The sequence below is a fragment of the Sulfurimonas sp. genome, from assembly GCF_026196735.1.
GTDB lineage: Bacteria > Campylobacterota > Campylobacteria > Campylobacterales > Sulfurimonadaceae > Sulfurimonas.
Genome location: NZ_JAPHUF010000014.1, coordinates 45,988 through 64,835, shown reverse-complemented (window position 1 = coordinate 64,835; position 18,848 = coordinate 45,988). Strand labels below are relative to the sequence as shown.

General features: G+C 34.6%; 20 protein-coding genes. 17 read left to right on the top strand and 3 right to left on the bottom strand.

Annotation, left to right across the window (positions count from 1 at the left end; translation table 11 throughout):
- Window positions 1–22 precede the first annotated feature (22 nt).
- The 11 genes from OQK60_RS09430 to dxs all read left to right on the top strand — a co-directional run bounded on the left by OQK60_RS09430 (window position 23) and on the right by dxs (window position 12,121).
- Complete coding sequence (locus tag OQK60_RS09430) at window positions 23–559, top strand: 50S ribosomal protein L25/general stress protein Ctc (protein WP_297686394.1); 537 nt, start codon at window positions 23–25, stop codon at window positions 557–559.
- Window positions 559–1,119, top strand: coding sequence for an aminoacyl-tRNA hydrolase (gene pth, locus OQK60_RS09425; RefSeq protein WP_297686403.1), 561 nt, complete (start codon window positions 559–561; stop codon window positions 1,117–1,119). Before OQK60_RS09430 ends, pth begins: the two co-directional genes overlap by 1 nt.
- Before the next feature lie 44 nt (window positions 1,120–1,163).
- Window positions 1,164–2,309 carry an LptF/LptG family permease gene (locus tag OQK60_RS09420; RefSeq protein WP_297686392.1) on the top strand — a complete coding sequence of 382 codons (1,146 nt, stop codon included), beginning with the start codon at window positions 1,164–1,166 and terminating at the stop codon, window positions 2,307–2,309.
- A 67-nt stretch (window positions 2,310–2,376) separates the two neighbouring features.
- Window positions 2,377–3,585: a diaminopimelate decarboxylase gene (lysA, locus tag OQK60_RS09415; protein WP_297686390.1), complete on the top strand. Its 1,209-nt coding sequence runs from the start codon at window positions 2,377–2,379 to the stop codon at window positions 3,583–3,585.
- Window positions 3,586–3,676: 91 nt separating this feature from the next.
- Window positions 3,677–4,456: an HAD-IIA family hydrolase gene (locus OQK60_RS09410; protein WP_297686388.1), complete on the top strand. Its 780-nt coding sequence runs from the start codon at window positions 3,677–3,679 to the stop codon at window positions 4,454–4,456.
- Window positions 4,457–4,467: 11 nt separating this feature from the next.
- Window positions 4,468–5,559: a prephenate dehydratase gene (gene pheA / locus OQK60_RS09405; protein ID WP_297686386.1), complete on the top strand. Its 1,092-nt coding sequence runs from the start codon at window positions 4,468–4,470 to the stop codon at window positions 5,557–5,559.
- Complete coding sequence (gene hisC, locus OQK60_RS09400; RefSeq protein ID WP_297686384.1) at window positions 5,549–6,643, top strand: histidinol-phosphate transaminase; 1,095 nt, start codon at window positions 5,549–5,551, stop codon at window positions 6,641–6,643. The genes pheA and hisC overlap by 11 nt, the downstream gene beginning before the upstream one ends.
- A gap of 95 nt (window positions 6,644–6,738) precedes the next feature.
- Window positions 6,739–8,439: a flagellar basal-body MS-ring/collar protein FliF gene (fliF, locus tag OQK60_RS09395; protein WP_297686382.1), complete on the top strand. Its 1,701-nt coding sequence runs from the start codon at window positions 6,739–6,741 to the stop codon at window positions 8,437–8,439.
- Between the two features lie 15 nt (window positions 8,440–8,454).
- Window positions 8,455–9,483: a flagellar motor switch protein FliG gene (gene fliG, locus OQK60_RS09390; protein WP_297686380.1), complete on the top strand. Its 1,029-nt coding sequence runs from the start codon at window positions 8,455–8,457 to the stop codon at window positions 9,481–9,483.
- A gap of 1 nt (window position 9,484) precedes the next feature.
- Window positions 9,485–10,276 (top strand): flagellar assembly protein FliH, encoded by a 792-nt coding sequence (gene fliH, locus OQK60_RS09385; protein ID WP_297686378.1) that lies wholly within the window; start codon window positions 9,485–9,487, stop codon window positions 10,274–10,276.
- A gap of 9 nt (window positions 10,277–10,285) precedes the next feature.
- The gene (dxs, locus tag OQK60_RS09380) at window positions 10,286–12,121 is read left to right on the top strand and encodes a 1-deoxy-D-xylulose-5-phosphate synthase (protein ID WP_297686376.1); all 1,836 of its coding nucleotides are present in this window, start codon (window positions 10,286–10,288) and stop codon (window positions 12,119–12,121) included.
- Window positions 12,122–12,141: 20 nt separating this feature from the next.
- On the opposite strand, the gene OQK60_RS09375 is transcribed toward dxs, so the two are convergent.
- The gene (locus OQK60_RS09375) at window positions 12,142–12,558 is read right to left on the bottom strand and encodes a hypothetical protein (protein ID WP_297686374.1); all 417 of its coding nucleotides are present in this window, start codon (window positions 12,556–12,558) and stop codon (window positions 12,142–12,144) included.
- 50 nt (window positions 12,559–12,608) lie between these two features.
- Window positions 12,609–13,334, bottom strand: coding sequence for a peptidoglycan editing factor PgeF (gene pgeF, locus OQK60_RS09370; RefSeq protein ID WP_297686372.1), 726 nt, complete (start codon window positions 13,332–13,334; stop codon window positions 12,609–12,611).
- A 33-nt stretch (window positions 13,335–13,367) separates the two neighbouring features.
- Here pgeF and ovoA point away from each other — a divergent pair, with 33 nt between their 5' ends.
- From ovoA to OQK60_RS09350, 4 genes are read left to right on the top strand one after another with little or no spacing between them, the layout of a single operon-like run.
- Complete coding sequence (gene ovoA / locus OQK60_RS09365; RefSeq protein ID WP_297686370.1) at window positions 13,368–15,467, top strand: 5-histidylcysteine sulfoxide synthase; 2,100 nt, start codon at window positions 13,368–13,370, stop codon at window positions 15,465–15,467.
- On the top strand, window positions 15,452–16,660 hold the full coding sequence (locus OQK60_RS09360; RefSeq protein WP_297686368.1) for a pyridoxal phosphate-dependent aminotransferase: 1,209 nt from the start codon (window positions 15,452–15,454) through the stop codon (window positions 16,658–16,660). The genes ovoA and OQK60_RS09360 overlap by 16 nt, the downstream gene beginning before the upstream one ends.
- Window positions 16,661–16,690: 30 nt before the next feature.
- Complete coding sequence (locus OQK60_RS09355; RefSeq protein ID WP_297686366.1) at window positions 16,691–16,927, top strand: hypothetical protein; 237 nt, start codon at window positions 16,691–16,693, stop codon at window positions 16,925–16,927.
- Window positions 16,917–17,336 (top strand): pyridoxamine 5'-phosphate oxidase family protein, encoded by a 420-nt coding sequence (locus OQK60_RS09350; RefSeq protein ID WP_297686364.1) that lies wholly within the window; start codon window positions 16,917–16,919, stop codon window positions 17,334–17,336. Before OQK60_RS09355 ends, OQK60_RS09350 begins: the two co-directional genes overlap by 11 nt.
- Here the strand turns inward: OQK60_RS09350 and OQK60_RS09345 are convergent.
- A complete protein-coding gene (locus tag OQK60_RS09345; protein ID WP_297686362.1) occupies window positions 17,317–17,490 on the bottom strand; it encodes a uracil-DNA glycosylase in 174 nt (57 codons plus the stop codon). The genes OQK60_RS09350 and OQK60_RS09345 overlap by 20 nt on opposite strands.
- Before the next feature lie 84 nt (window positions 17,491–17,574).
- Here OQK60_RS09345 and OQK60_RS09340 point away from each other — a divergent pair, with 84 nt between their 5' ends.
- On the top strand, window positions 17,575–18,264 hold the full coding sequence (locus OQK60_RS09340; protein WP_297686360.1) for a dUTP diphosphatase: 690 nt from the start codon (window positions 17,575–17,577) through the stop codon (window positions 18,262–18,264).
- Between the two features lie 10 nt (window positions 18,265–18,274).
- Window positions 18,275–18,844, top strand: a complete 570-nt coding sequence (locus OQK60_RS09335; protein ID WP_297686358.1) for an ATP-binding cassette domain-containing protein — start codon at window positions 18,275–18,277, stop codon at window positions 18,842–18,844.
- Window positions 18,845–18,848: the final 4 nt, after the last annotated feature.

Here is an 18,848-nt window from a genome sequence, read left to right as displayed (position 1 = left end):
ATTTTTTAATTAAGGATTTAATATGTTAGAAGGCATTATTAGAGAGAGTATTGGCAAAAAGGGCACGAAAGCACTTCGCCGTGATGGTTATCTAATTGCAAACTTATACGGAAAAGGGCTTGAAAATATTCACGCTGCATTCAAAATGAATGAGTATATCCGTACTGTTCGCAAGAAAGATACCTTAGCATTCCCGATTTCTGTAGATGGAAAAGAGATGAATGTTGTTGTTCAAGCATATGAAGCACATCCGTTGACAGGACAACTTTTACATGTAGATTTAATGATAGCACAGCCAGGTGTTGTAACTCATTATTTAGTACCAGTTGTAGCTCATGGTGAAGCAATAGGCCTTAAAAATAAAGGTATGGTATATGTTGCTAAACCTCGTTTGAGAGTTAAAGCTGCAATTGAAGCTCTTCCGGCTGCAATCAATGTAGATGTTACTGAGATGGATGTTGGAGATTCTAAGCTTATTCGTGATTTAGATACTTATGAAAACATTACATTCACAGATTCTGATCGTGTATCTGTACTAAGTGTAATCAAAGCTAAGTAATCATGCTAATAGTCGGTCTGGGTAATCCTGGCCCGAACTATGAACAAACTCGCCATAACATAGGTTTTATGGTTATAGATGAGCTTGTTCGTAGACAAAATACTCAAAAATTATCTTCATCGTTATTCAAGGGTGAACTTTTCAAGTTTTCAAATCATTTTTTATTAAAACCGCTTACTTTTATGAATTTGTCGGGCAACTCAATTGCTGCAGTTAAAAAGTTCTATAAAATTGATGAAGTTGTTGTAATACATGATGATTTAGATTTACCATTTGGCACCCTGCGCTTTAAAAAAGGTGGTGGTCATGGCGGACATAATGGGTTAAAGTCTACAGATGAGAAAATATCAAAAGAGTATGTGAGAATTAGAATGGGTATTGGTAAACCTGAACACAAAGGCGAAGTTTCATCTTATGTTTTAAGCCCTTTTAATGAAAAAGAGAAAGAACACTTAGCTGATTGGATATCTTTTGCATGTGATGCAGTTGAGGGTTTATTGCAAAATTCACTAGAAGATGTTAGTTCTAAATATACAATTAAAAAATTTCAGCTAAAATAACACTAAACTATAAAATAAATTTCTCGCCACCTGGCGAAGACGGCGTGACTGAATATAAACTGGACTTTCTCCAAAAGAGTGCAAACACAGGTTCAGATGATATGAGAAGGATAAATGTGTTAGCTTTTCAATATATCTCTTTGCATTACATCAAATATTTTGCAATTATTTTATTTGCACTAGTTATGTTTTTAGTCGGATTTGACTATATGGGCAGTGCGGAAAAATTAAATAATCTATCTGCAAACCTGCTTCTTATTTATATAGTATATAAAGCTTTTTATGCCATAGATTTACTATTGCCGCTATCTCTTATATTCGCAATGATTTCAACTAAAATACTATTAATCCGCTCAAATGCATTAGTCTCTTTTTACTCTCTTGGGTATTCACGAGTCGATATATTAAAACCTTTTGTTGTTGTTTCTACTATTGTAATTATTGCTTTTATCTCCATGCACTCTATTTCAAATTTTGCAAGAGCCAATGAATTTGCAAACAATATTAGTAATAATGCAGAGTACTTGAGTCCGACAAGAGATCTGTTTTTTACCCATGAAGACAAATTTGTATATATTTCAAAGATGCTGCCTCTCCAAGAGAGAGCTGAAGATATTAGAGTGTTTAGTCTTAAAAACAATTCATTAAAAGAAGTTTTAGTGGCCTCAAAAGCCAGTTATAGGGATGAGTTTTGGCATATAAAACAGGCCGATATAATCGAAAAACCTGATGATATTAATTTTAAATCTTTAGGAATAAATGTAACGCAAATGAATAATTTGCAAATACTTAATGGCTTCCGCCCAAAAATGCTAGATCAAGTTTATGAAGGTAAAGTAAATTTTACTATTAAAGATGCTATTGATGCTTATATGCTTTTAGATTCTCAAAATATCAATACGGATGTAATTAAAAGTGCTATTTATAAGATATTTATTTATCCATTTTTTGTGCCATCGTTGGTTGTTATAATTTTCTTTTTTGTTCCAATGAGTGTAAGATTTTTAAATGTATCACTATTTAGTTTTGGAGCAATTCTCTCTTCTTTGATGATTTGGGCAGTTTTGTTTGCATTAGTTGAATTGTCAAATAATAAGACAATTTCTAGTGAAGTTGGTATTATTCTTCCTGCAATAATTCTCTTTTTAATAGCTCTTAGGCAGTGGAGAAAGTACCGTTTAACCACCTGAGTAGACACTATAACAAAATTATAAGTACTTTTTAGATAAAATGTCCTAAAAAATATTTGGAACTTTTATGATAAACTTTAAAGAACTCGCATCCGAGTATAAGACACCACTTTATATATATGATTTAGACTATATGACTAAGCAATACGAAGAGTTAAAAGCAGCCTTTAAGGGCAGAAAGTCGATTATGGCTTTTGCTGTGAAATCAAACTCTAACCTCAGTGTAATTAAACATTTTTCAGACTTAGGCAGCGGTGCAGACTGTGTTTCCATAGGAGAAGTCCGTCGTGCATTTTTAGCAGGAATTCCATCTTATAAAATCATTTTTTCAGGTGTTGGAAAAAGTGATGATGAGATTCGTGAAGCAATAGAAAAAGACATACTTTATATCAATGTTGAGAGTGAAGCTGAACTAGGTCGCGTAGAGCTTATAGCTAAAGAGTTAAATACTATATGCAGAATAAGCATCAGAGTAAATCCCAATATAGATCCTCAAACTCACCCGTATATCTCTACAGGTCTTCATGATAATAAATTCGGTGTTGAAATTGATACTGCAAAAAGAATGTACATAAAAGCAAACAACTCTGAACACCTAGACCCTGTTGGAATCCATTTTCACATTGGTTCTCAACTTACAGAACTTAAGCCGATCTATGAATCTGCTGAGATTGTAGCTGACTTGGTTCGTTCTCTTGAGAAAATTAAGATAGAGCTAAAGTTCTTTGATATTGGTGGTGGATTAGGAGTCAAATACGATAATGAAGTTACTATCAACCCTTATGATTATGCTCAAGCTGTACTAAGTACGCTTAAGGGTCTTGATTTAACAGTTATCTGTGAGCCTGGTAGATTTTTAACTGCAAATGCAGGATATTTTTTGACTAAAGTCTTATATGAAAAACAAAATGGCTCTAAAAGATTTGTTGTTGTTGACGGTGCTATGAATGATCTTCTTCGTCCGGCACTCTATAGTGCATATCATAAGATAGAAGCAATTACAGACAGCAAGTCTGATAAGACTAAGGCTGATATTGTCGGTCCGGTTTGTGAAAGCGGTGACTTTTTTGCAAAGGATTATCCATTGCCTGAGTTAGCGCATAATGATCTGCTCGTGATTCATAGCGCGGGAGCATATGGTTTTGGTATGGGAAGCAATTACAACACAAGAGGAAGAAGTGCTGAAGTTGCATTGAAAAACGGTGAAGCTAGACTGATTCGCAAGAGAGAAACTTTTGATGATTTAATCGCTTTAGAAAAAGAGTTTTTGGTTTAGGTGTCACAATGATAAATCTTGCCAAAGACAAAGCTTTAGTGACTGAATATAATATGGACGAGTTCATATTGTATGAGATAAAAGGATAGATTTGTATTTCATAGATGTTCAAGGGACTTTGATTAGTGATACAGATAAATCTCCAATACGCGGAAGTATAGAGTTTATCAATATGCTAAATGAGAAAAATATTCCATACATGGTTATTACAAATAACACTAAAAAAGCTTCGATAGATTTTTACATGTATTTAAAATCTATCGGTTTTAATTTTGAATTTTCATCATATCTTGACCCTTTGATGCTTTTGGAATCCCGTGTAGAAAAAGAGGCAGTTGCAGCTTATGGAGCACCGGAGTTTTTAAAAACTTTGGTAAGTATGGGTTACAAACTAGATTATGAAAAGCCAAAAACAGTTTTAGTAGCGATAAAAGAAGACTTTTGTGCAAATGAGTATGCGCAGATGATAGATTTTTTATTAAGCGGCGCATCTTTAGTGGGTATGCATGAGACATCGATATATGCTAAAAATAACAAGAGATATCCGGGTGTTGGGGCAATTTTAAAACTTCTTGAGTTTGCTACATCAGTCTCTTATGATGTTGTTGGAAAACCTAGTGTTTCTTTTTATAAAGAGGCTTTAAAAATGCTACAAAAGCAAAAAAAATCTGCAGAGTTTAAGGATATAACAATCATAAGTGATGATGTTAAGGGTGACTTGGGCGGAGCAAAGGAAATGGGAATGAAGACAGTGTTTGTTACGAGCGGAAAATACAAAACACAAGAAGAGATAATTCCATTTTTAGAACCAAAATTAAGACCGGACTATATTTATGCAGATATGCAAGAAATAATAGACAAAGGGATGTAATGGAGAATAATATGCAGACTTTAGATGAATGTAGAGTCGAAATTGACACTATTGACAATGAAATATTAGATCTTTTAAACAAAAGAATGAAAGTTGTTGAGCGTGTTGGTGAGATAAAGAACGATACCGGCGGAGCTATTTACAGACCAGAGAGAGAAAAAGCAATCATTAAGAGATTGCAAAAGCGTAGCGCAAAAAATGATGGACTTCTCAACGAGAGTGCAATAGAAGCTATATTTTTAGAAATATTTGCAGTGTCTAGAAACTTAGAACTTCCAGAGAGAATCGCATATCTAGGGCCTGAGGGAAGTTTTACCCATCAAGCGGCAGAGAGTCGTTTTGGAGCCATGAGTGACTATCTGTCTTTAGGTTCTATACACGCTGTATTTAAAACTTTAGAAGCAAAAAGAGCAAAGTTTGGTGTTGTTCCTATTGAAAATTCAAGAGACGGAATTGTTGGCGAAACACTGGACTTGCTTGCAAAAAGTTCTGTAAAAATCGTAGCTGAGCTTTATATGCCAATCCACATGTCGTTTGCAACAAAAGCAAGAAAACTTGAAAATATTAAGAAAATTTACTCAAAAGACAAAGGCTTTGGTCAATGTCGAGAGTTCTTGTCAGAACATGGCTTTGAGAATGTTGAGCAGATTCCCGTAGAATCAACGGCAAAAGCGGCGATACTTGCAGCCCAAGATGAAAATGCTGCAGCTATCTGCTCTCATATTGCAGCAAAACTTTATGGTGTTCCAACTATGTTTGATGATATTGAAGATGATATTGGAAGTCAAACTAGATTTGTCATATTGAGTGATTTTAAAAACGCCATCAGCAAAGACGATAAAACTTCTATATTGGTAAGACTAAAAGATGCAGTGGAGCCTGGTTCTTTGGTGCATTTTTTACAAGATTTTGATGAAAAAAATATAAATCTATCTAAAATTGAGTCTCGTCCATCGAAAGAGGATGGCGGATTTGGTTATTGGTTTTTTATAGATTTCTATGGACATATAGATGAAGACAGAATTCAAAATGTACTCTCAAAGCATGAGGGAGAAGTGACTTGGCTAGGCAGTTATGTAAAAGGTGAAGATAGTGAAATTTAACAAAAAACTAGATAATATTAAAACTTATGAGGCCGGTAAACCGATTGAGTTGGTAGTACGCGAGTTTGGTATTGAGCCAAAAGATATTATAAAACTTGCTTCAAATGAGAATCCTTATGGATGTTCACAAAAAGTTCAAGATGCCGTAAGTGCTATCATACCAAAAATGGCGCTCTATCCTGATGATTCGATGATTAAATTAAAAGATGCTCTTAGCGCAAGATTTGATGTTGGGAATGAAAATGTGATTATTGGCTCGGGAAGTGATCAGGTAATAGAGTTTCTAATTCATGCTAAGGCAGATTCAAATTCTAAAATCTTGATGAACAGCGTGACTTTCGCTATGTATGAAATATATGCTAAGCATGTTGGAGCAGAGGTTATAAGAACGGCTTCACAAGAGCATGACTTGGGTGAGTTTTATGAAATATATAAAGAACAAAAACCTGAAATTATTTTTCTTTGTACTCCTAACAATCCGACTGGCGATGCAATAGACTCTAAAGAGCTATTTGATTTTGTAAAAAAGATTGATAATGATACTTTAGTTGTTGTTGATGGCGCTTATATGGAATATGCAAAAGCAAAGGAAGCTTCTAAGAATATAGTTGTAAAAGAGCTGATAGAGCAAAACTCAAATGTGATATATCTTGGTACTTTTTCAAAAGCTTACGGGTTAGGCGGCATGAGAGTTGGGTACGGTATTGCAGATGAGAAAATCATAAAAGAGCTTTACAAACTGAGACCTCCTTTTAATATAACAACATTATCTCTTGAAGCTGCAACAGTTGCTCTAAGTGATGAAGAGTTTGTGAAAAAAAGTATAACTCTGAACTTTGAAGAGATGAAACGCTATGAAGAGTTTGCAAACAAGCAAAAAATAGATATAATTAACAGCTATACAAATTTTGTTACTTTATGTCTTAATTCTAACCAGAATTCTACAAAAATATCAAACCTGCTTTTACAAAAAGGGATGATAGTTAGAGATTTAAGTGGTTATGGAATGAACGCAATTAGAGTTACCGTAGGCACTAAAGAGCAAAATAGTCATTTTTTTAAGTTAATGACACAGTTTTTATAATTTTTACTATCTCTTAAGAGATAGCTTTAGTGCCATAGCGGCTAGCGAAGATATATGGGCTTTTGCTCATATATCGTTTAAATAATGGGAAGTTGATGGATTTTAAAGTACTTTTTTCACAGTTAGTTGTTCTTTACTCTAAGCTAACACAACAACAAAAAGCAATTATTGCTTCGGCTGTGATTGGAATTATTGCTTTTTTGATTTTTTTAGTTATCTATACAGCCAACAAAGATGTAAATTCTAAGTATGAAGTTCTTTTTGATTCATTGACTTCAGAAGATGCTGCCAAGGTTGTTGAACAACTAGAAAAAGATAATATCCCATATAAAATACTTGACAATAATGTAATAAAAGTCCCAAAAAATGTTGTTTATAAAGAGCGAATAGCTATTGCTGCACTTGGTATTCCAAAAAATAGTGGAGTTGGTTTTGAACTTTTTGATACTCAAGAGTTTGGGGCTACAGCATTTGATCAAAATGTTAAATATCTTCGTGCTCTTGAAGGTGAACTCTCTCGTACAATTAATGCATTAGCACCTATTGAATCAGCAAGTGTTAGTTTAGCTTTGCCAAAAGACACACTTTTTGTGTCTAAGCAAATTGACCCTACGGCTTCTGTAATGGTCCAAATAGTCGAAGGAAGCAGACTCTCTTCTAGACAGATTCGAGGAATAAAAAATCTTGTTTCAGCTGCTGTTCCAAAGCTTACTTCAGCAAATGTCATGCTCATAGACAGTGACGGTGAAACATTGGGTGATGAGGACGAGATGGCTCAAATGGGCGAACTCTCAGCAAATCAGCAAAAGTTTAAAACAAAAGAAGAGAAGAAAAAACAGAAAAAGATTATAGAAGTTATATCTCCTTTTGTCGGTGGTGAAAAAAAAGTTGTAGCTCAGGTAACAATAGAGTTTGATTTTTCCATTAAGAGTTCTACATCTGAAACATTTGATCCAGAAAATGTTGTAAGAAGTGAGCAGGTAAGTGAAGAAAAAAGAGAAGGTGCCTCGCCTGCAGAAGTTGGTGGTGTCCCAGGAACTGTCAGTAACATAGGTCCGGTTCAAGGACTTAATGGGAATAAAACAAGTGAAAAATATGAGAAAAATACAGGTACTACAAATTATGAAGTTGGAAAAACCATATCAACAACAAAGTCTCAGTTTGCTCGTATAACAAGAGTTACTGCTGCTGTTATAGTTGATGGAAAGTATAATTATAAGCTCGATGAATCTGGTGAGGCAACAGAAGAACTAGAGTATGAAGCATTAAGTGAGAGTGACTTGCAGGCTCTTACATCTTTGGTTAGTCGTTCAATTGGAATTGATGAAACTAGAGGTGATCAGATAACTGTTAAAAACTTACAGTTTAAAAGAGCTAGTACTGATCCTAGTGTGCAACAAGTAAACAAGGCTATAAGTTTTTCTCAAACATACTTAGCACCTTTTTCTGGGCTGTTTAAATACCTGTTTGTACTTTTATTATTACTTATCGTTTATAAAAAAATCATCTCTCCGTTTGCAGAAAAAATGCTTGAAATTTCTAAAGAGGAAGAAGAAACGGCCAAGCCTTACCTCGATTTAGATAATGATGAAGATGAAGACTTGGTAGAAAAAGTTCAGAGTATGCGTAAAAAAGTTGAAGAGCAACTAGGTGTAGGAGAAGGTTTTAGCGAGGATGAACTGAAATATGAAGTTCTTCTAGAGAAAGTAAAAGGCATGACAGCTGATACACCTGAAGAAATTGCGATGGTACTTCAAGCTCTTCTTAGTGAAGAAGCTGAAGTTATGACGAAGTAAGGGACGGTAAAAAGTATGAATTTAAGTCCAGGACAACAAGCGGTCTATGATGAGATGTCTATAGCTGAGAAGATAGCTATTCTTTTAATGCAATTAGGCGAAGAGTCAACGGCTGCTTTATTTAGTACAATGAATGTTGAATCAATAACAGCAATATCAAAATTTATAGCAGGCAACAAAACTGTAGATAAAGCCATAGCGTCTGCAATACTTGAAGAGTTCCATGCCATATTTCAATCTGGTCAGTTTATCACTTCTGGCGGTATGGAGTACGCAAGAGAGCTTCTTTATAGAACGCTTGGTCCAGAAGAGGCAAAAATAGTTTTGGATAAACTTTCAAAAAGTATGCAAGAGACTCAAAATTTTGCGTATCTTTCAAAAATCAAGCCTCAACAGCTTTCAGACTTTATTGTTACAGAACATCCTCAAACAATTGCTCTTATATTGGCACATATGGATGCTACAGAAGCAGCCGATACTATACAGTATTTTCCAGATGACTTGAGAAGCGAAGTGTCTATGAGAATGGCAAAACTTGGAGATATTTCACCATCGGTTATCAAAAGAGTTTCAGCAGTGCTTGAGTCTAAACTTGAATCCCTCGCTTCTTACAAAGTTGAAGTTGGTGGTCCAAGGGCGGTTGCTGATATCTTTAACCGTCTTGGAGCAAAGGCTTCAAAAGATACATTGGCTAAAATTGAAGAGAGAGATGAAGAGATGTCTACTCTAATTAAAGAGATGATGTTTACTTTTGAAGACATAGTAAATTTAGATAAAAATGCAATTACTGAAGTTTTAAAAGCAGTAGAAAAACCTGATCTAATGCTTGCAATGAAAAGTGCACCTGAAGAGCTAAAAGAAAAATTCTATTCAGCAATGAGTGAGAGAGCAAGAGAAGCATTTGAAGAAGAGATGCAGTTCATGGGAGCTGTTAAAATGAAAGATGTTGAAGGTGCTCAAAGAAGAATTGTCGAAGTTGTTAACGGTCTTGCTGAGGCTGGAACTATTGTCTTAGGTTCTTCAACTGAAGAGATGGTAGAGTAGAATGTCTAATATAATATATAGATCTGACAAAGAAGAGAGAAATGTAAATAAATATGTTTTCAAATCTCTCACTAATGACTCCGAAGATTCTAATAATAAGATTTTCGAGTCTGTTTTAGTTGATAATACAAAGGATGAACAATCTTCAGATGAAGAGCTAAATATTGATGCAAGCGAAATGAGTCAAAGTTCAAAAGATGCTTTAATTGAGTCATTGTTGAAAAAAACTGATGAAATGACATCAAATTTTATAAAACTTCAGATGAAGTTAGAGACAATGAGTGAAGAGCATACTAAAGAATTAGCCGAAGTCAAAGAGGTCTCTTTTGCAGAGGGCGTTGAAGCTGGCAAAGCAAAAGCTCTAAAAGAGCATGAAGCAAATTTAGCAGATGGTTTAAATCAATTTTCTACTTCCGTAACGACCTTGGAAAATAGTGCCAAAGAGTTTAGTAGTGCTTTAGAAGGTATAAAAAAAGAGTTAATAACGGCAGCTTTAGATATTGCAAAAGAGGTTGTTAATGTTGAACTTAATGAAAATTCTACCGAAATAGCAACCCTGCTATCAAGTGAGTTAATCAAAGAGTTACAAAATGCCTCAAAAGTAACTTTGAAAGTAAATCCAAAAGATCACGGTGTAGTATCTGAAAAAGTTGGATCTTTAGAACATGTAGAAGTTATTTCAGATAGCGCTGTCAGTAAGGGCGGAGTTATAGCTATTAGTGATGCAGGCAATATTGATGCAGAAATTTCAAAAAGATTTGAGAGAGTTAAAAGAGCCGCTTTAAGTGAGTAAGATAAATTAATGAATTTAAAACAAAAAAATATAAAAGAAATGAACTTGATAGAGTTGAATGCTCTTTGTCAAGATATAAGAGCAGAAATTTTAAGAGTTGTAAGTAAAAATGGTGGACATTTAAGCTCAACACTTGGAGCAACTGAGTTAATAGTCGCAATGCATAAAGTGTTTGATTCAAAAAAAGACCCATTTATTTTTGATGTTTCTCACCAGTCTTATGCTCATAAACTATTAACCGGCAGATGGGAAGAGTTTGATACTCTGCGACAGTTCAATGGTATTTGTGGGTATACAAAGCCAAGTGAGAGCGAAGATGATTATTTTGTTGCAGGACACAGTTCTACATCTATATCACTGGGTGTCGGCGCTGCCAAAGCCATAGCCCTAAAAGGTGAACAAGACTCTAGAGTTCCGATTATTATGATTGGTGATGGTTCGATGACAGCCGGTATGGTTTATGAAGCACTCAATGAGCTAGGGGATAGAAAATACCCAATGGTCATAATACTTAATGACAATGAGATGAGCATAGCCAAGCCAATAGGAGCAGTTAGCAGAATGTTAAGCTCTGCAATGGCCTCTCCATTTTATCAAAAGTTTAAAAAGCAAACAGAAAACTTTGTTGATAATTTTGGTGAGGGAGCTCACTATATGGCTAAAAAAGTCGAAGAGTCTCTTAAGCTTATTACACCGGGTATTATGTTTGAAGAGATGGGAATTGACTATATCGGTCCTATTGACGGGCATGATTTAAATTCATTGGTTGAGATATTGCAAAGAGCCAAGGGTTTAAAAAAACCTGTAATAGTTCATTGCCAAACTGTAAAAGGTAAGGGCTATGATATTGCAGAGGGTCAAGAAGAGAAGTGGCATGGAGTTGGTCCGTTTGATATAGATAGCGGAAATTCATCTAAAAAAAGCTCTGGCAAAAGTGCCACTCAAATATATACAGAAGCACTTCTTCATCTAGCAAAGCAAAATGAAAAAATTGTTGGTGCAACAGCTGCAATGCCTAGCGGAACTGGACTAAATGAATTGATGGAAACTTATCCAAATAGATTTTGGGATGTGGCAATTGCCGAGCAGCATGCTGTAACTTCAATGTCGGCTCTGGCTAAAGAGGGATTTAAACCGTTTTGTACAATTTACTCTACATTTTTGCAACGCGGTTATGATCAAGTTATACATGATACATGTCTAATGGACTTGCCGGTTGTCTTTGCACTTGATAGAGCGGGAATTGTTGGTGAAGACGGAGAGACTCATCAAGGAGTTTTTGATATCAGTTTTCTGCGAGCGATACCAAACATGACTCTTTTTGCTCCAAGAGATGAGAAATCATTTCATCAGGCGATGGCATTTGCTGCTGAGTATCAACATCCGTGTTCTTTGCGTTATCCGAGAGGTTCGTTTACTGAGACAACATTGCCTGAGTCACTTCCTTTTGAGCTCTCTAAGTCACAACTGCTTCGCTCAAACGCATCTGATATACTTTTTATAGGTTACGGAAATGGTGTTGGACGAGCTTATGAAACAGCTCAACTTATGAAAGAAGAAGTTAGTATCTTAGACCTTAGGTTTGTAAAACCGTTAGATGAAGAGATGTTAAAAGATTTATCAACTAAACATAAAAAATGGTTTATATTTTCTGATAGCTCTAAAATGGGTGGAGTCGGTTCTGCAATTTTAGAATTTTTAGCTACTAACAAGATTCTACATGTAGAAGTTGAGAGTTTTGAGTATGAAGACAAGTTTATAACTCACGGAAATACAAAGCTTGTTGAAGAGTCTTTGGGGTTACTTCCCGAGCAGTTGGCTAAGAGAGTTGAAGAGTTAATATAGAAGCCTTTAGGCCTCTATAGTTATAGCTCGCCTAATAAGTCTAATTGCTCTTTAGACAGTATTTCTTGAGTATCATATATGCATTGCAAGTGAGCAGTCGTAGCTTCTATTTTGTACTTTGCTATTTTATTTACGAGAGTTGATAACTCTTTTGGTGTGCTTCCAGATAAAATCTTAAGAGCAACTTCTTGTTCTAGTGGTGCAAGTTTTTTCTTAACTGCAAAAACAACATTTAAAGTGTTTTTACGAACTTCTACAAGTTTTGTTTTTTGTTCTTGAGTCAAGTTTAGTCTAGTATCTTCCCAATTAGCTTTAATTATTCCTGTATAGTGGGGCATCTTACCTGTGATTAGAAACGGTGTTCCCTGGCCGGCAGCGTGTAGAGAACTCATTGTCAGTAAGCTAATCACCATTAGTGCAAATAAATTTTTTAACATTTTTTTCCTTTTAGTTTTAATAAACTAACTTAACATAAAATATTAAACACCTACTTGATTGCAAGTATTCCTGCAAATCTTCCACTCTTTGCATCTGCTCTGTATGAATAGTATTTATCACTATTGCAACATGTGCATTCATTACAAAACTCAATATTTTCTTTTTTAACTCCACATGTCAAAAGTTGAGTCTCTATGATTATAGAGATATCAAGATAAAAACTATTATCTTTTTTTTGCATAGCATATTCTAAAGCTAACTCTTTTGCTTGTTCATAAATCTCAGGCCCGACTTCATAACAGCAACTTCCAATGCTCGCGCCTACACTGACATGTATATTTTGTGCTTTACTATGAAAATCATTTATAAAAGAACCAATTACATTTTTAACTATATTTTTAAATGCACCTTGGCGTCCTGCATGAGCAACTGCTATAACTTTTTGCTTATCATCATAAAAGAGTATCGGTGAGCAGTCTGCAACCATAACCATAAGAGGAGTGTTAGCTTTGTTAGTAATAAGAGCATCGCAAGTAGCAGGATTGTAAAAATTGTCGTTTTTATCAACTACATGTACAATATCAGAGTGAATCTGCTTCATATGAATAAGAGAATTTTTGTCATAAGCCAATTCTTTTGCCAAAAGCTCATGGTTTGACGCTACATGCTTTTTGTCATCATTTACATGAAAAGCTAAGTTGCCACTAACTCTTGTTGTAAAGACAGATGTTATATTTGCAAAATTGTTTAATAGATTACTATGATAAAATTTCATATAATGATTATAACAAAATAAAAAGGTAATTTTTTGAGTAAATTTAGTTTATATCCTGTAACGCTTGACGGAAGTGACATACAAACAAAACGAGAAGAGATTAGAGAGTACTTTCATAATACATATGAACTTTTTGAATCAGTTTTTGATGTTTTAAAGAGTGATGATGTTTTTTATAAACAGTCAGAAATTACTAGACATCCAATGATATTTTATTTTGGACACACGGCTACTTTTTTTATAAATAAACTAATAAATATGAAAATTATCAAAGATAGAATAAATCCAGAGTATGAGTCGATATTTGCTGTTGGCGTAGATGAGATGGCATGGGATGATTTGAATGATACACATTATAAATGGCCAAAAGTGCAGGATGTACGAGAGTATAGAAAAAAAGTACAAGACTTAGTCGATGATTTAATAACAACTCTGCCTATGACTCTGCCAATTACTGATGATTCTGACATGTGGATTATACTTATGGGCATAGAGCATGAGAGAATTCATATAGAAACATCATTGGTTTTACATCGTCAAATGCCACTAGAGTATGTAAAGGAAGTGGATTTATTTTGTCCCTGTCAACACTGGGGAGATGCACCTAAAAATGAGATGCTTAGTATTGAAGCAGAGCATATAGAACTTGGCAAAACAAAAGAGCATAATCTTTATGGCTGGGACAATGAGTACGGAAAATATGAAGAGAGTGTGAATGAGTTCAAAGTCTCTAAGTTTTTAGTCAGCAATGGTGAGTTTATGGAGTTTGTAAAAGATGGGGGCTATGAGAAGCAAGAGTATTGGGATGAAGAGGGGCTTAAATTTTTAGAGATAAGCGGTGCCAAACATCCAAGCTTTTGGGTTTTACAAGATGGCATATATAAATACAGAACTTTGAGTAAACTAATAGAAATGCCGCAAGATTGGCCCGTTGATGTAAATGCACTTGAGGCTGAAGCTTTTTGTAGGTTTAAGGGTCAAAAAGACGGCAAAACCTATATGCTCCCTAGCGAAGCTGAATACAGAGCTATCTATAACTACTCAGGGCTCGAAGATGTGCCGGCATTTCATGAGAGCAGGGCAAACCTTAACTTTTATCATTTTGCTAGTTCATGTCCTGTAAATGAGTTTAGCTTCAACGGTATCTATGATGTAGTCGGTAATGTTTGGCAGTGGAGCAGAACGCCTATCTTTGGTTTTAAAGGTTTTGAAGTTCATCCTGCCTATGATGACTTCTCCACACCGACTTTTGATGATAAGCATGCGCTTATTTTGGGCTCATCATGGGCAAGCAGCGGAAACTTGATTATGAAACATTCACGGTATGCTTTTAGAAAACATTTTTTCCAAAATGCAGGCTTTCGTTATGTGATTTCAGATTCACATGTAGAAAAAAACCTAGACATATATGAGAGCGATGAACTTGTTTCTCAGTACTGTGAGTTTCAGTATGGGGATGAAAACTTTGGAGTTGAAAATTTTGCAATAGCTTGTGCAAAAATAGCGGCTAAATTCACGCAAAACACAAAAAAAGCACTTGACTTAGGCTGTGCAACGGGACGAGCTACATTTGAGTTGGCAAAAACTTTTGATGAGGTTGAAGGAATTGATTTTTCAGTTAGATTTGTTCAAGTTGGCTCGAAGTTAAAAAACGAGGGATATGTAGCTTTTCATACCTATGAGGAGGGTGAACTCTTCACAAATAAAAAAGTGACTATAGAAAAACTTGGATATGAAAACCAAAAAGATAAAGTCTCTTTTTGGCAGGGAGATGCCTGTAATTTGAAGCCGAATTTTAACTCTTATGACTTGGTTATAGCAACCAATCTTATCGATAGACTATATAATCCTAGACTATTTTTAGATACTGTTGATGAGAGGCTGAATGAGGATGGAGTGCTTATTTTAACTTCACCGTATACATGGCAGGAAAGTTCTACTAAAAAAGAGTTATGGCTAGGCGGATACATAGATGAAAACGGCAAAGAAGTTAAAACATTGGATACTTTGAAAAATATTCTAAGCAATAAGTTTGAGTTGTTACATGTACAAGATTTGGAGTTTGTTATTAAAGAGACAAAGAGAAAATACCAACATACTATATCTGAGGTTAGCGTGTGGAAGAAAAAATGATTTACGATTTTTCAGAATCGGCATGCAGAAAAGATACCAATGCAGAAAAGTACACACTAAGAGAGGAGTTGTTTGGTACTAATGATGTGCTTCCGGTGTGGGTAGCAGATATGGATATAGATACTCCCGATTTTGTCCTAGATGCTGTAAAAGAGAGGTTGAATCACCCTATAGTTGGTTATGAAGAGGTGCCCAAAAGTGCATTTTTGGCTCAAATAGAGTGGATGAAAAAAGAGCATAATGTAGAGTTTGCACTTGAAGATATGCTTTACTCTCACTCTGTTGTTGCAAGTATGAATACCGTCATAGATGCGTTTAGTGAAGTAGGAGACAAGGTTATAGTGCAAACACCGGTTTACCCGCCATTTTTTCATAGTGTCTTAGAGCATGACAGAGAACTTTTAAAGAATCCTCTAAAACAAAATGCGGATAAAAAATATGTTTTTGACATAGAAGATTTAAAATCAAAAATCGATGAAAAAACAAAACTGCTTCTTTTGTGCTCTCCTCATAATCCTGTTGGAAGAGTTTGGAGCAAAGAAGAGTTAGAAGAGATTTTACAAATCTGCTTAGAGCACAATATAGTAGTGTTTAGTGATGAGATTCATTCTGATTTGGTTTATAAACCAAATGTACATGTTCCTTTTGCATCTTTGAGCCAAGAGGCTAGAAATATTACTATAACAGCCATAGGAGTCGGTAAAACATTCAATATGGCGGGATTTGCTATGAGTAGTGTAGCAATACCAAATAAAAAGTTAAGAGAGAAGTTTTTAAAGACTTATAATCGCATTCATTTTGCACAGGGAAATGTTCTTTCACATGTAGCTTTTGAAGCGGCATATAAAAATGCAAAAGTGTGGGTAGATGAGCTTAAGACTCATCTCTTAAAGAACTTTCATATGCTAGAAGAGGTTTGTGCAAAATATCCCGAAATTATTAAAGTTACTCCTATTGAAGCTACATATTTGGCCTGGCTGGACTGCAGAGGTATGGGACTTGGCGATAAAAAGCTACGAGAATTTTTTGTACAAGAAGCAAAGCTTGGTTTAAATGCCGGACTTAGTTTTGGTAGAGAGGGAAGCGGTTTTATGAGGTTGAATTTTGCAGTTTCAACTGCTAAAATGTTGGAAGTAATTAAGAGATTAAACAAAGCACTTTTGCTAAAATATCAAGATAAATTAAAAGATTAAAAAAAGCATTAACAAATACAGGAAAGAGCAGTGATTGATATAAATTGGGATGAATTTAAAATCTTTAAACAATACAGTAATAAAAAAGATGACAACTTTGAAGTACTTTTAGATTTTTTGAAAAGTTACTACAATATGACAAATCCTACAGAGATGTATGAGACAATGGCCAATGATGACATAGCAAAAATGATGCTTGAAAAAAGAGATTTCAAAGATGCAATCAGTTTAGAAAACCACCTGTTTAAAAACTTTTATGAAGAGTGATTTAGACAAAATAGAAACTTTTTTAAACAAGCACCATGTGCTTAGTTTAGCTACATCAACAGCTGATGAACTTAGTTCATGTAGTCTTTTTTATGCTTTTGATAAATCAAAAATATCTTTTGTTGTCGCAAGCAGCGATGATACTACACATATACAACATATTCTAAAAAATTCATCTGTTGCAGGTACTGTAATTTTAGAGACAAAAACGGTCGGTAAGATTCAGGGTGTTCAGTTTAGAGGAGAAGTTTCAGTTTTAGATGAAAAGAACTTGGAGAGCTTGTACTTTAAAAAATTTCCGCAAGCTTTGTTGATGAGTCCAAAATTGTGGCTTATAAAAGTTGATTATTTTAAGATGACAGACAACACTTTGGGCTTTGGAAAAAAGATTATTTGGCAGCGCTCTTAGGTTTAAACATCGTGCAGTCACTACCGCTGCTTTGAAAAACTAATAATGATGGTATTTGTGGCGATTTAAATCCATATGCTTTACATCCATGCGGTCTAGTTTTTTCCCATGTCACGAAATAATACTCACATATTCTACAATTAATTCTTTTCATAATACTCGTATGTTTTTTTTGTTTTAAGTAGGGTATTTTATCATATTTGGTACAATAGACAAACTAATTTTAAAAGAGAATGTCATGGATAAAATATTATTAATGCTACAGCTTCAAAATGCTCTTAATGACGCTACTAACGGTGAGGAGTGGACAAAGGGTGTTACAAAAAACGGTAAAACTATTAACTGGAAACGATGTATATATATGGAATGTGCAGAGATGATTGACAGTTTTACTTGGAAACATTGGAAAAATATAGAACAAGATGCAGATTGGGAAAATCTTCAGATAGAAGTTATTGATGTTTGGCATTTTGTTATGAGTTTGGCTATAGAAAATTATTCACAAACATTAAGAGGCGGTATAGAAGATTTAGCTATTGATATCTCTCAAATGCAAAGTTTTAACAAAATAAATAAAAAGAGCGAAATATTTGCAAACCAAGATGCTGTAATTGTAAAAGTTGAAGAGATTATGCTTGACACCCTCTCTAAAGAAACATTAAATATTGAGAAACTGATAAGTGATTTCTTTGAATTGGTTCTTATGAGTGGATTGGATTTAGAGAGTTTGTATAAATTATATGTTGGAAAAAATATTTTAAATCAGTTTCGCCAGGACAATGGATACAAAGACGGCTCATACATTAAAGTTTGGGATGGCACTGAAGATAATGTAGTTATGAAAAGAATTTGGGAAGAAAATGCTGATATAAAACCTGATAATCTTTATAAAGAACTCTCTAAACTATACTTAGCGTTAAATAAATAAGAGTCAGCACTTGAGTAATATTTTAGAAGTAAAAAACCTATCTTTTGGATATAAAAAAGATTTTTTACTTTTTGATGACTTCTCAATCACTCTAAAAAAAGGTGAGATAAAAGCTATAGTAGGAGCAAGCGGAGCCGGCAAAAGTACACTTTTTGAACTTATACTTAGCAACTTGAAACCATTTTTGGGCTCAATAAAAATTGCTTCTTGTTCTGAAGTATTTCAAGACCCGTACAGCTCTTTTCATCCAAGTTATAGCTTGCTAAATCAAATATCTGATGTAGCACCACTTGATGAGATGAATTTGTATTTAAAGAGTTTGGATTTAGATTACGAGCTACTTAAAAAACTTCCGCATGAACTCTCAGGCGGACAACTTCAACGAGCATCAATACTTAGAGCAATGCTGATGAAGCCAGAGCTGTTACTGTTAGATGAGCCTACATCTGCCCTTGACAATGTAATTCAATTAGAGGTTATGAGTATGTTGATGAAGCATCTTGACAGTATGGGGATGTTGCTTATAACACACGATTTAGACTTAGCAAAATGGTGTGCCGATGAGATTATAATAATCTGATTAC

Excerpts from the sequence above, each read along its gene's own strand:
- OQK60_RS09430 (WP_297686394.1), top strand. The coding sequence starts at position 23 with ATGTTAGAAGGCATTATTAGAGAGAGTATTGGCAAAAAGGGCACGAAA.
- lysA (WP_297686390.1), top strand. The coding sequence starts at position 2,377 with ATGATAAACTTTAAAGAACTCGCATCCGAGTATAAGACACCACTTTAT.
- pheA (WP_297686386.1), top strand. The coding sequence starts at position 4,468 with ATGCAGACTTTAGATGAATGTAGAGTCGAAATTGACACTATTGACAAT.
- fliF (WP_297686382.1), top strand. The coding sequence starts at position 6,739 with ATGGATTTTAAAGTACTTTTTTCACAGTTAGTTGTTCTTTACTCTAAG.
- fliG (WP_297686380.1), top strand. The coding sequence starts at position 8,455 with ATGAATTTAAGTCCAGGACAACAAGCGGTCTATGATGAGATGTCTATA.
- fliH (WP_297686378.1), top strand. The coding sequence starts at position 9,485 with ATGTCTAATATAATATATAGATCTGACAAAGAAGAGAGAAATGTAAAT.
- dxs (WP_297686376.1), top strand. The coding sequence starts at position 10,286 with ATGAATTTAAAACAAAAAAATATAAAAGAAATGAACTTGATAGAGTTG.
- OQK60_RS09375 (WP_297686374.1), bottom strand. The coding sequence starts at position 12,558 with ATGTTAAAAAATTTATTTGCACTAATGGTGATTAGCTTACTGACAATG.
- pgeF (WP_297686372.1), bottom strand. The coding sequence starts at position 13,334 with ATGAAATTTTATCATAGTAATCTATTAAACAATTTTGCAAATATAACA.
- OQK60_RS09350 (WP_297686364.1), top strand. The coding sequence starts at position 16,917 with ATGAAGAGTGATTTAGACAAAATAGAAACTTTTTTAAACAAGCACCAT.
- OQK60_RS09345 (WP_297686362.1), bottom strand. The coding sequence starts at position 17,490 with ATGAAAAGAATTAATTGTAGAATATGTGAGTATTATTTCGTGACATGG.
- OQK60_RS09340 (WP_297686360.1), top strand. The coding sequence starts at position 17,575 with ATGGATAAAATATTATTAATGCTACAGCTTCAAAATGCTCTTAATGAC.